At 43.7% G+C, this 12,288-nt stretch carries 10 protein-coding genes; 9 read left to right on the top strand and 1 reads right to left on the bottom strand.

Annotation, left to right across the window (positions count from 1 at the left end; translation table 11 throughout):
* Window positions 1–149 precede the first annotated feature (149 nt).
* Window positions 150–314 (bottom strand): hemin uptake protein HemP, encoded by a 165-nt coding sequence (hemP, locus tag ACTXGJ_RS07865; RefSeq protein WP_084212668.1) that lies wholly within the window; start codon window positions 312–314, stop codon window positions 150–152.
* A gap of 222 nt (window positions 315–536) precedes the next feature.
* Between hemP and ACTXGJ_RS07870 the strand changes: the two genes are divergently transcribed.
* From ACTXGJ_RS07870 to ACTXGJ_RS07910, 9 genes are all read left to right on the top strand, one after another.
* A complete protein-coding gene (locus tag ACTXGJ_RS07870; RefSeq protein WP_439243063.1) occupies window positions 537–1,805 on the top strand; it encodes an NUDIX domain-containing protein in 1,269 nt (422 codons plus the stop codon).
* A gap of 232 nt (window positions 1,806–2,037) precedes the next feature.
* Window positions 2,038–3,309, top strand: coding sequence for a lipocalin family protein (locus tag ACTXGJ_RS07875; protein WP_443565604.1), 1,272 nt, complete (start codon window positions 2,038–2,040; stop codon window positions 3,307–3,309).
* 468 nt (window positions 3,310–3,777) lie between these two features.
* Window positions 3,778–5,217 (top strand): glyceraldehyde-3-phosphate dehydrogenase, encoded by a 1,440-nt coding sequence (locus ACTXGJ_RS07880; RefSeq protein WP_443565605.1) that lies wholly within the window; start codon window positions 3,778–3,780, stop codon window positions 5,215–5,217.
* A 258-nt stretch (window positions 5,218–5,475) separates the two neighbouring features.
* A complete protein-coding gene (gene cgtA / locus ACTXGJ_RS07885) occupies window positions 5,476–6,699 on the top strand; it encodes an Obg family GTPase CgtA (protein ID WP_439243057.1) in 1,224 nt (407 codons plus the stop codon).
* A gap of 222 nt (window positions 6,700–6,921) precedes the next feature.
* Window positions 6,922–8,094 carry a glutamate 5-kinase gene (proB, locus tag ACTXGJ_RS07890; RefSeq protein WP_439243055.1) on the top strand — a complete coding sequence of 391 codons (1,173 nt, stop codon included), beginning with the start codon at window positions 6,922–6,924 and terminating at the stop codon, window positions 8,092–8,094.
* A gap of 173 nt (window positions 8,095–8,267) precedes the next feature.
* Complete coding sequence (hemE, locus tag ACTXGJ_RS07895) at window positions 8,268–9,404, top strand: uroporphyrinogen decarboxylase (protein ID WP_439243053.1); 1,137 nt, start codon at window positions 8,268–8,270, stop codon at window positions 9,402–9,404.
* Window positions 9,405–9,476: 72 nt separating this feature from the next.
* Window positions 9,477–10,544 (top strand): N-acetyl-gamma-glutamyl-phosphate reductase, encoded by a 1,068-nt coding sequence (argC, locus tag ACTXGJ_RS07900; RefSeq protein ID WP_439243051.1) that lies wholly within the window; start codon window positions 9,477–9,479, stop codon window positions 10,542–10,544.
* Window positions 10,545–10,697: 153 nt separating this feature from the next.
* Window positions 10,698–11,744, top strand: a complete 1,047-nt coding sequence (locus ACTXGJ_RS07905; RefSeq protein WP_443565606.1) for a hypothetical protein — start codon at window positions 10,698–10,700, stop codon at window positions 11,742–11,744.
* Window positions 11,745–11,864: 120 nt separating this feature from the next.
* Complete coding sequence (locus ACTXGJ_RS07910) at window positions 11,865–12,284, top strand: ATP-dependent Clp protease adaptor ClpS (RefSeq protein WP_439243047.1); 420 nt, start codon at window positions 11,865–11,867, stop codon at window positions 12,282–12,284.
* Window positions 12,285–12,288: the final 4 nt, after the last annotated feature.

The raw sequence follows: 12,288 nt of genomic DNA on the forward strand, positions 1-12,288 counted from the left end.
TTTAACAGTCGCAAGTGTCACTACCTTTTTTGGATTTAGCGAGATAGATATTTACTTGCAAAGATACTTATTTAAACGGATGCTTACTGAAAAAGATATTTAGTTGAAAAGAAACTAAGTATCGCCCAGCCCAAAAATCATCTTAGTAGCTACTTGGTCAAAATCAAACGATTATTTCGAGTCAAGCGTAGACGATATTCTTCCCCTTCATGCTCTATACGAACTTCTTTGGTTAAAGCAAATAAATGCTGCGACTGCAGGGTGGGCAGACGATTGTCGCGGTTGTTTAGATAGCGAGAGATGACCAGACTCATAATAAATTCCTTTTGATAGTAAAATAAACCGTCAATAAATAAATCAACTTAACGATAATAATTATCATTTACATTAGAAGCTTTTGCAAGTGCTTTTATGAATTAAATCATTTTAGGCTTGATGATTAGCTCAATCATAGACGGTGCTTCATTTCAATGATGACTGTCTCTAAATAATAGCCTTTTAATAGTTGTGAACACTTTGAATATCAGGGGGCCATCATGCCACATAATTCCGATTCTACTTTCAATAAACCCTTAGTCGAACCCCTAAAAGATGTCGTCAATGTCGCGGTAGCTGTTATTTATTATCAGGATCAATATCTACTCGGCTATCGCAAGCGGGCGCAGCATCAAGGCGACCGTTATGAGTTTGTCGGTGGTAAAATAGAGGCTAAGGAGACCCCAGTTGCCGCTTTGTTGCGCGAAGTCAAGGAAGAGACCGGCTTTGATATTAGCCACAATATCGCGCTCAAGCTTGGGCGGTTGCATCATGACTATGGTGATAAACAGGTCGCTTTGCATATTTACAAAATTGAGCTAAGCGCTGAGCAGTATCAGCACTACAGGCAGCAAGAGTATGGCCTAGAGGAACAAATGCTGACATGGGTCAATAAAGATCAATTACTCAACAATCATTATCCGCTGCCCGCTGCCAACCAGACTATTTTGGCTTGGCTCAAGCTGCCTGAGCATATCAGCATTACTTATCCATTAGCGCATTTTATGCCGCCAGAAGATGTTGCTCAGGATTTAGGTAATGATTCAGCCCAAAAATGGCTAGAGTATCATCAGCAGCAGCTCTCACATCAAGGCTGGAGTTATTTACGTCTTAAGCTTGCTCAAGAAGAAGATAATACTTATAAAGAGGCCAAAATCATTACGCAATTACTTGCGGCTAGAAGCGATATTAGCGCCATTATTCCTTACCGCTTACGTAGTGCTATAGATTTAGATAATTTGGAAAATAATGGTATAAGTGCAAACACTAACAAGCCGATTTTAAACCAAGATTACTTGCAAATATCTGCCTATCACATCACGCAATCGGAGCTGATGATGTGGTTTAACCAATATCAAAAGCAGCATAATAGCCAAGATAGCCACACAAAAAATAATACCGATTTTAGCTCTGATGGTGTTACTGATAAGATAGGCTGTGACTTTGTCTTAGACTTACTTAATTCTACTGATCAGGGCACTACTGGGCTGATTATTAGCTGTCATGACGCTGAGAGTATAGCTGCCGCCAATCAACTGGCCAATTTGCGCCTAACACTGTCATTAACGCCGGTTATCGCTATTTTTCTATCCCCCGTATTAGCGACGCAAACACACCCAGAGCAGACTCCGCTAGGTTGGCAACAATGGTCCTTAATGGCCACGTTTGCCGATGTACCGGTCATTGCTTTGGGCGGTTTATCACCGGCTATGAGCGATTTGGCGGCTACATACGGCGCGCACACTGTCGCAGGTATTCGCAGCTTTTAAAGAGGGAATTTAACACTACGGCTAAAACATTACCTATATTTAATAAATGGCAACTATCTGGTTACTATGTATTTGATAGCGTTAATAATTTCAGAGTATTTTACAAACCGTAGCTTTTTCATACATAGCGTCACTACTTATTTTGCCTACTCGTCCTTATCATTAATAGCATAAATATCAAAGGAGTGTCTTATTTGATAGACCTCAATAAATGAATAAACACGGTAACCTTATGAAAGCCAATACATTACCTAAGTCCGACCCGTATGACAGCTCATACGACAGGCAGGCGAACGGTCATCAGGCTAAAAATACTCAAAAATTGCTCGCTACGCAAAAATCAGCAAATGATAGCTATTCCTCTTTGTTGCAGTCTGGCCTATCACAATCGAGTGCAAATAATTCAATTGCGAGTAATGATGCAAGTTATGCTTATGAGCAAAATATCCTGCAAGCCAATAAACTTAGTGAACAAGTCAGTGCTCCTAGTTGCACTAGTGATGTCAGTTGTGGCTACAAAAAAGCCACGCCTGCTGCTGGCAATGCTTTAGTATCTGATGAAGAAGAAATGCTATTGCACTATATGGAGAATGATACTGAGATGCAAAATGATGCTGAGCAAACTAATAATCAGCAAAATATTTATAGCGCTATAGAGCAAAAGAGCTTAGGGCAAAGTAGCCAAGACATAATAAAAGAAGAAGTAAAAAAACCCTCTACTAATAATGAGTTAGGGACTACTGTAGCGCTAGATAATCCTGATTTGGCCAATAAAAAGCTGCACAATAATCAAAGTACTATAACCACTACTATTGAAGTTTCGGAGAGAGTCTTTATGACCAGTCTTCTTAAGCACACTGGCATTGCTTTAGCTATTATTATTCCACTAGCAGCGTTTTCAGCTTATGCGGCGACTCCTACGCAGATAATAAATGCTACCAACGAAACTAAGGATCAAACAGCAGAGATAAGTATTGATCCCGAGGCTATTATTCATAAGTCAGCTACTGAGCCTACGACAGTAGACAGCGTTGATTTGGATAAATATGTGGGCACTTGGTATGAGATAGGACGCCTGCCTATGTACTTTCAGCGCAATTGCGCAAGCGATGTAACCGCTAACTATACCGAAAAGACAGATGGTTCTGGCATTATTGTGACGAATAAATGTTTGGATAAAGACGGCTCACAAATCGTCGCTGAAGGCTTAGCTAAGCCGGATGATGGTACCGGCAGTAAATTAAAAGTGACTTTCCTTCCTACTTGGATTCGCTGGTTGCCTGTTGGTCGCGCTGATTATTGGGTATTAGCGCGTGACGCCGATTATAAAACGGCGCTAGTCGGCACCCCAGATAAAGAATATCTGTGGTTACTAGCTCGCTCGCCTAATGTGACTCAGCAGACCTATGCCAAATATCGTCAGATTGCACAGGGTCAAGGGTATGATCTCAAGGAGTTCACTCTGACACCGCATGCTGAGCAAACAGTTACCTTAATCCCATAAGATTTAGAGATCTTGAGTGAATGATATAATAACAGGTGCAGTGTCACTTAGATTAAGCACTATGGAGTAGGTTATACTTTTTGGCAGTATTAAACTAAAAACGTTAATGGTTATAAGAATTAAGCCTAATAGTTCAAACACCAGATGATATGGATTTAGGGTTGAACCTGACGCTGTGAACCCTCAGATACTAACACTAGGATTCGACATGTAGTATATAAGATAGAGGCAGGCGAAAAGCGATAAAAGCTTTTTTTATCGTATAGCTGCCGAGAGCGCTATAGAGTGGCGATAAGGTGATATTATTTCAAGCAAAGCGGTTAGTACTGGCAAAATAAAGCGTTTTGAGCTAAAATCTACGCCATTTATTGCCTTTGAGTCCTCTATTGTTTGTAGCGGTCATCAAGGGATAATCAACTAACACACTCTTCCTCTCTTTTATTGTTTCTTCATTTACTGACTATAAGGATGCTTCCTGTGAGCAATGCTGATACCTTACGCCAATTACATCAAGACCAGTTAAGCCAATATAATAACCAAGAGCAACAAGCTATTGAGCTGATGGGTTTACTCAATACCCTCTATAATGAGCAAGATGTACAAGTCACTTTATTTGGTGAGACATTAGATACTAGCTCGGTAGGGCAAATATTGGCTCTGCATCAAAAGTCAGCAACTCGCAATCATGGCGATAAAGCAATCGCTATTGCTGATACGCTAGCCATCGTAAAAACGCTAGGACAAAGCGATGTTACCGCAGCAAGCGTAGATGTCGGTCAGCTCATTGCAAACGACAGCGATGTACAGCAAGCGCTACAAGCTGCTAACGCTAATGGCGCTACTAACGACGCTACTGACGTGGTGCTCTACGGTTTTGGTCGTATTGGTCGTATTCTCACTCGCTTATTATTAGCACAGGCTTCAAGTGCTAAGGGCTTACAGCTAAAAGCTATCGTTGTCCGTCCTGCGCCTGCAGGCGATCTAGCTAAGCGTGCTTCACTGCTTGAGCGTGACTCCATCCACGGCGGTTTCACCGGTAGTGTTAGCGTTGATGAAGCGAACAACGGCATCTTAATCAATGGTCGTTTCGTCCAAGTTATCTATGCCAAAGACCCAAGTGAGATCGATTACACCGCTTATGGTATCGACAACGCGCTTGTTATTGATAATACTGGTATTTGGAAAGACGAAGACGGCTTAGGTAAGCATTTACAATCTAAAGGCGTACAAAAGGTGCTGTTAACGGCTCCTGCTGGCGGCGATATCAAAAACGTCGTTTATGCAGTGAACAGCGACACTATCGGTGATGATAAAATCGTTAGCGCCGCAAGCTGTACGACTAATGCCATTACCCCGACGCTCAAAGTGTTAAACGATGAGTACGGTATCGAAAACGGTCATGTTGAGACTATTCACTCCTTTACTAATGATCAAAATTTGATTGATAACTATCATAAAGCGGATCGCCGTGGCCGCAGTGCGGTGTTGAACATGGTGATTACAAGTACTGGCGCGGCTAAAGCAGTGGGTAAAGCTTTGCCAGAGCTCAGTGGTAAATTGACCGGTAACGCCATTCGTGTACCGACGCCGAATGTCAGCTTAGCTATCTTAAATCTCAATCTAAAAACTGCGCCAAAAGGTGCCGATGCTCTTAACGATTTCCTACGTGACATGGCAAATAGTAGCACTTGGCAATCTCAAATTGCTTATACTGATTCTACAGAAGCGGTATCTACTGATTTTGTAGGAACTAAACATGTCGGTATCGTTGATGCGCAAGCAACTATCGTCACTGATAATCATGCCACGGTTTATATTTGGTACGATAATGAAGTAGGCTACAGCACTCAAGTCTTACGGGTAGCGACGCAAATGGCTGGTATCAGCTATACGCAAATCCCTGCGTAATGTTTGCTTGCGCGCGCGTAGAGTAGACCGGTCAGGTTGTCACTATATAGCCAATCATAGCGAATAAACACTGCTTTTAAGCTGTATAATGTCGCCTATAAGACACCCGATAGTCGCATTGGTTATCGGGTGTTGTTGGTATTATGGTCTATAACCTTATTGTGTATAAGTAAACGTTACTAATAGACCGTAAATGCCCAAATTATTTAGCAGTATTTATATTTAGCAGTACTTGAATAGTAAATTAAGGAACGTAGCATGCGATTTATTGATGAAGCCGTCGTAACGGTAAAGGCAGGTGACGGTGGTAACGGAATCGCCAGTTTCCGCCGAGAAAAATACGTCCCTCGCGGTGGTCCTGATGGTGGTGATGGTGGTAAAGGGGGAGATGTCTATGTCATCGCCAACGACAATACTAACACCTTAGTGGATTATCGTTATACTCGTCGCCATGATGCCAAGCGCGGTGAGAACGGCCATAGCAAGAACTGCGCCGGTAAAGGCTCTGACGATATCTACTTGCCAGTCCCTATTGGGACGACTATTATTGATACCGAGACCGATGAAGTCATCGGTGATTTGACTGAGATTGATCAAACCTTACTGATCGCTAAAGGTGGTGATGGTGGCTTGGGTAATACCCATTTTAAAAGCTCAACCAACCAAGCTCCGCGTAAGGCGACCTCAGGTTTTGAAGGTGAGCTAAAGGTGCTCAAGTTTGAGCTAAAAGTTGTGGCTGATGTAGGCCTGGTAGGGCTACCTAATGCCGGCAAGTCTACCTTTATTCGCCAAGTCTCTGCCGCTACCCCGAAGGTGGCTGATTATCCTTTCACTACTTTAGTTCCTAATTTAGGGGTGGTCGATATTGGTAAGCATCGCTCATTTGTAATGGCGGATATCCCAGGCCTCATTGAAGGTGCTTCAGAAGGGGCAGGGCTTGGTATTCGCTTTTTAAAACATGTGGCCCGCACGCGCCGCTTATTACATATAGTGGATATACAGCCGCTTGATGGTAGTGATCCTGTTGAGAATGCCAATGTCATCTTAAATGAGCTTGAGCGTTTTTCACCAGAGTTAGCTAATCTACCACAAATTTTAGTGCTCAATAAAGTCGATCAAATCGTTGACGAGACAGAGCTTAATGAGCTGTGTACGCACATTGTCGCTGAGCTTGGTTGGACCGGTATTGTGTTTCGTACTTCTACCCTTACCGGTGAAGGTGTCGATGCGGTCAAATACCATCTGATGAATGAGATCGAGCGTGAGCGTGAGCGCGAACTTGAAGATCCTATTTTCGCCGAAGATCAAAAAGAGCGGTTTGAGCGTCTAGAGATCGAGGTGCGCCGTAATACGGAAGCTCAGCGTGAAGCTTATCGTGCTGCTCGTAAAGCGCAGCGTGAAGGTACTGAGATTGCTGATGAAAATCTAACGGACTTCGATGATGACGACGATGACGGCGTAGAAGTGGTTTATGTGCCATAGTCATAAATACAATAGCCATAAATGCAACGATAATCATATATCGGTTCACTAACTGGCGAGTTGATAGATTCTGATACAACATTGCTCAACACTAAGAAGTAAACGTGTTAGATTTAGCGCTTAAGGTTTTGAGTGGTATCTTCCCCCAAAATTTTAACAGCGCATTATAGATATTAATCTAAGCACCAATCCCTAAGCACCATTCATAGAAAGGAGTTTTTTATGGCAGTTGACAACGAACAAACGACGGAAGAAGCAAGGTTTATTGAGCAATCCCGCAACTTTGATATTCAGCGCGTTATTGTCAAGATCGGCTCATCATTATTGACCAATAACGGTCGCGGGCTCGATCGAACTGCTATTTATGGCTGGGCGAAACAGATTGCCAAATTGCATAACCAAGGCATGGAAGTGTTGCTCGTTTCATCAGGTGCCGTCGCTGAAGGCGTAGTACGGATGAATCTAGAGGAGCGTCCCAAAAAGCTTATGGCGCTACAAGCTTGCGCCTCTATCGGTCAGATGGGATTGATCGAAACTTGGTGGTCAGCGCTGATTCAACATGGCGTCCAAAGCGCGCAGCTGCTACTGACTCATGATGACTTATCCAATCGTAGCCGTTATTTAAATACTGGCGGCGCCTTGACTCAGTTACTTGAATGGCGTGTATTACCAGTCATTAATGAGAATGATACGATCACTATTGATGAGATCAAATTCGGTGATAACGATACCTTAGGGGCTATGTCAGCGACCTTAGTCAATGCTGATTTATACATTATCTTAACCGATCAAGAAGGGGTGTTTACCGATAACCCGCGCGACAATCCTGATGCTCAGATGATCCGTCAAGAACGTGCTATGGCAGATTATTTGTTCGACATAGCCGGTGATGGCGGTAAGCTTGGCCGCGGCGGTATGTTAACGAAGATTCGCGCTGGGCGTCTTGCGGCCATGGGCGGTTGCCCAACCGTGATTGTGAGTGGTGCTATTGATGACGTGATTACTCGTGTGGTCTCAGGCGAGGCTTTAGGTACTTTATTGACCACCAATGAAGCGGACAAAATCATTGCTCGTAAACAGTGGCTAGCGGCTCATCTGCGTATGGCAGGTAGTTTGATCGTTGATGCTGGGGCGGCTAAAGCTCTTGTTGAGCAAAATCGTAGCTTATTACCGGTTGGGGTAGTAGAAGTGCGTGGTGGTTTTGATGAGGGCGACGTCGTTGAAATCGTGCATCAAGACACTAATGAGCGTTTGGCTGTCGGTCAAGTAAACTTCTCTTCTACCGAGGCGCGCCGTGTGGCACGTGAGCGCACTGAGCAGTTCGATAAAATTCTTGGTAATAAAGATGAGCGTATAGTGATGGTGCACCGCGATAACTTAGCTTTGACATCTTGATGCTTAATTGATACGCCACTTTCAACTTAATCTTGTAGGGTGGGTTAGCGACAGCGTAACTTGCCCTAGCTGAACGTCTTTGTTGAGCTAGCTGTTATTCAGCTTACAACAAATATTTGGCCTATAACAAAATTTTTTATAATAATACCTATTTCTACTTTGGAGATTTGTCAATGAGTGTTTCAGACAGTAGCCGTTCGCCTAAGCACGAATTTGCTCCCCTAAAAAATGATAGATTGCTGCGAGCCATGCGTTTTGAGCCAATTGATACCACTCCGGTATGGATGATGCGTCAAGCAGGTCGTTATTTGCCAGAGTATAAAGTGACGCGAGCGGAAGCGGGCGACTTTATGAGCTTATGTAGAGATACGGCGCGCGCGACTGAAGTCACTATGCAGCCACTTCGTCGCTATGATTTGGACGCTGCTATTTTATTCAGTGACATCTTGACGATTCCTGATGCTATGGGCTTAGGTCTCTATTTTGAAACTGGTGAAGGTCCTAAATTCAAGCATCCTATTCGTACTAAGGCCGATCTTGAGCGGCTACCAACCTTAGATGTCAATGACTCTTTGGATTACGTGATGCGTGCAGTGACTAGTATCCGTAAAGAGCTTAATGGACAAGTACCGTTGTTTGGTTTTTCAGGTAGCCCTTGGACCTTGGCCACTTATATGATTGAGGGCGGTAGCTCAAAAGATTATCGCTATACCAAAGGCTTTTTGTATAGCAATCCTGATTTTTTACATCAGTTATTAGATAAGCTCGCGATTGCGGTTATTGATTACTTAGATGCGCAGGTCATCGCTGGCGCGCAAATCTTGCAGATATTTGATAGTTGGGGCGGGGCGCTAGGCCATCGTCAATTTATCGACTTCTCGCATGCTTATAATAAGCGCATTGTCGCTGAGTTAAAACAGCGCCATCCAGACGTACCTGTGGTGCTCTTTACTAAGGGCGGCGGTTTGTGGCTCGATGTGCAGGCCGATAGTGCCGCGGATGCGTTAGGGCTAGATTGGACCATGCCATTGGACCGTGCTCGCCAAATATTGACTGAAAGCCAGCGTGATCTGACGAAGCGTCATAAGACCTTGCAGGGCAGTAAAGCTATACAAGGAAATCTGGATCCAGCAACTTTATACGGTTCCCCAGAGACCATTCGCAGCGAGGTCAAGCTGATGCTAGATGGTGCTTATGCGGGTGGTGACAAAACAGGTTATATTGCTAATTTAGGCCATGGTATTACTCAGTGGGTCAACCCTGATAACGCCAAAGTCTTTATTGATGCCGTGCATGACTATCAGATTTAAACACTCGATTTAAACGGTAGAGATATCAGTTGGGTGTTAAGGATAGAATTAAGTTTTAGAAAAGGATAAGTTATGATTTCAGCAGCGATTGTCGGTGGTACAGGGTATACAGGTATTGAGCTTATCCGCTTATTATCTGCTCATCCTAACGTGTCTATTGATCTATTGACCTCACGAAGTGAGGCGGGCACTCGCGCTGATGAGATTTTTCCAAGCTTGCGCGGGATTTCTGATATCGTCTTTAGCGATCTAGGTGAGGATACGCTTGCGGCGCTGCAAAAGTGTGACGTAGTGTTTTTTGCCACACCGCATGGCGTGGCTATGCAGCAGGCTGAGGCTTTGACTGAGTCTGGCGTTAAAGTAATTGACTTAGCCGCTGACTTTCGTTTGCAGTCTTTAGCGGAGTTTGAAAAATGGTATAAGCAATCACATGCCTGCCCTGATCTGCTCAAAAGCGCAGTTTATGGCCTGCCTGAGATCAACCGTGATAAATTAGCCGATGCTATGTTAGTAGGTAATCCAGGCTGCTATCCGACAACTGCTATTTTGGGCCTAAAGCCGATTATCGCTTTGCAAAATCAGCAAAATGAGCGGCTGATAGAATCTCGTATCATAATCGATGCAAAGTCTGGAGTCTCAGGCGCTGGACGCCAAGCTAGTCTAGCGCTTAACTATGCAGAAACTACTGATAATTTTAAGGCTTATGGGGTGACAGGACATCGTCATTTACCCGAGATTGAGCAAGGGGTGGAGCAGCTATTAGAGAGTCAATTCACTCAGCGTATTCGCTTTTTGCCGCATTTAGTACCGATGATTCGCGGCATGTTCAGCTCTATTCATGTAGAGCTGACAGAGGCAGGTGCGGCTATTGATTGGCAGCAGGAGTTTGAGAATAGTTATGCCGGCGAAACCTTTATTGATGTATTGCCGAGTGGTCTATATCCTGACACGCGTAGTGTTCGTGCGAGCAATCGTTTGCGTATTGCTATCTATCAAGACAGTGAGCGCCGTGAGCTGACGGTCTTGGTAGTACAAGATAATTTGGTTAAAGGTGCAGCAGGACAGGCTGTGCAGAACATGAATGTGATGTTTGGTTTTGAGGAATCAATGGGTTTGAACGCGGCACCGATTGTACCTTGATAGTTTTTTTATCACCGCAATCAAGCCAAAAAAATCAGTATAATTCTTGATTGCTGATGCTAATTACTGACGCTATAAGTTAGGGATAAACTTGCTTTTACTGAGTCTAATAATGATTAAGGCTGACAATAATTTAATCAAGGATGTTGACTATTGATTCATTTGGCTTACGGAGCGATGCTAGGTATTGCTCATAAATTCCGTTATAATGTCTCGCCTTTCCTCTTAAGAGATACTGTCCAGATGCGTGTTAAGACTGACCTTCGCTTACGCTTGCCGCCAGTACCTTTGTCCTATCAGGCTGATTTACCGTCTTTTAAGTCAGTATTGACAGAGCAACAGAGAGCTAGCAATAACGGCGATCAGTCAGCAAAGAGCGGAGCACGTCAGATAAAAAATGCTCATCATCAGTTTAAGATTAGTGTTATAAAAGCTTCGAGTATCAAGCAAATTCACAGTACTAGCTTTAAAAGCAGACAGACAGGTGCAGCCTCTTGGATACTAGCATTGTTCGCGGCAGCGATAATGCTTACGGTAATAGTAGGGCTTATTCTCGGTCATAACTTAGGTTACAAGCGTGGCTACCATGCTCTAGAAGCTGAGAATAAACAAGCGCTCAACAGTAGTCAGATGACGGTGCAAGAATTAGAGGAAATGCGGGCGAGTTATAAAGCGCTGAGCAATCAAGTTGCGGTAGCCAAGCAAGAGCTTACCATCAGCCTAAATAACTTAGATGAATTACGTGAGAAACAAAAAGAGCTCAGTATCGAAAACAAACAGCTCAACCAGCTTAATGAAGTTTATGCTGAAGCTCTCAGTGAAGAAGGTGGTCTGCCGCTACAAGTACTAGGGGCTAAAATTGAGCCACTACCTGAGAACTCTTTTGAGTTTGGCTTCGATATTGCCATGTTGAGCAAAGACGGTCAGGCCAAACGGTTGAATGCCACTTTGACGTTGCTGAACGATGATGATTTTGTAGAAGTTCCCTTAGATTCGGCTAGTTATTTGCTCAAAGGGATTACGCGTATTCGTGGCCGCTTTGTTATGCCTAACAATTTTAAGCCATTACAAGTCAAGCTCGTACTAACAGCTAACGGTCAAGAAGTTGAGCAGCTATATGACTGGACGCTAGGGGATCGAGTAGATAGTATGCCGCTGTCTCTTATAGATCTGCCAGAAGTTGATCAATCTCCCATATAGGTGCACGCCTTAACTCCTTGGCGCTTTAACCTATTCAATACGGCTACCAGTCTAGTTACGATCGGTTACTGGTAGCTTATCTTTACTTTTTTATTTTAATATTATTATTACGAAGTTATTATGATGACATCCCAATTATCGACCGCTAAAAACAGTGAACCTATGGTGATGGATTGGCATCTGCCCAGTATGCCTGCAGGTATCCGCGCGCAAGATGACGACCCAGATACAGAAAGCGCGCCGCAAGCCGACGTACTAGTGGCTGAGCCTGAGGTTGCTAAGCCGCCTATGTATGCGGTGGTGATGTACAATGACAACTATACGCCTATGGAGTTTGTCGTCTATGTGCTGCAATCAGAGTTTAAGCATAATGTCGATTCTGCGGTACAAATCATGTTAACGATTCATAATACTAGCAAAGGTATTGCGGGTATCTATCCTAAAGATATTGCTGAAACGAAAGCCAAAAAGGTAAATAGCTTAGCGCATCGTGAAGGCTATCCGCTATTAACCCAAATTGAACCACATCAAGGTGAATAATAAA

Source organism: Psychrobacter sp. 1Y11 (genome assembly GCF_052259045.1).
Taxonomy (GTDB): domain Bacteria; phylum Pseudomonadota; class Gammaproteobacteria; order Pseudomonadales; family Moraxellaceae; genus Psychrobacter.

Excerpts from the sequence above, each read along its gene's own strand:
- hemP (WP_084212668.1), bottom strand. The coding sequence starts at position 314 with ATGAGTCTGGTCATCTCTCGCTATCTAAACAACCGCGACAATCGTCTG.
- ACTXGJ_RS07870 (WP_439243063.1), top strand. The coding sequence starts at position 537 with ATGCCACATAATTCCGATTCTACTTTCAATAAACCCTTAGTCGAACCC.
- ACTXGJ_RS07875 (WP_443565604.1), top strand. The coding sequence starts at position 2,038 with ATGAAAGCCAATACATTACCTAAGTCCGACCCGTATGACAGCTCATAC.
- ACTXGJ_RS07880 (WP_443565605.1), top strand. The coding sequence starts at position 3,778 with ATGCTTCCTGTGAGCAATGCTGATACCTTACGCCAATTACATCAAGAC.
- cgtA (WP_439243057.1), top strand. The coding sequence starts at position 5,476 with ATGCGATTTATTGATGAAGCCGTCGTAACGGTAAAGGCAGGTGACGGT.
- proB (WP_439243055.1), top strand. The coding sequence starts at position 6,922 with ATGGCAGTTGACAACGAACAAACGACGGAAGAAGCAAGGTTTATTGAG.
- hemE (WP_439243053.1), top strand. The coding sequence starts at position 8,268 with ATGAGTGTTTCAGACAGTAGCCGTTCGCCTAAGCACGAATTTGCTCCC.
- argC (WP_439243051.1), top strand. The coding sequence starts at position 9,477 with ATGATTTCAGCAGCGATTGTCGGTGGTACAGGGTATACAGGTATTGAG.
- ACTXGJ_RS07910 (WP_439243047.1), top strand. The coding sequence starts at position 11,865 with ATGATGACATCCCAATTATCGACCGCTAAAAACAGTGAACCTATGGTG.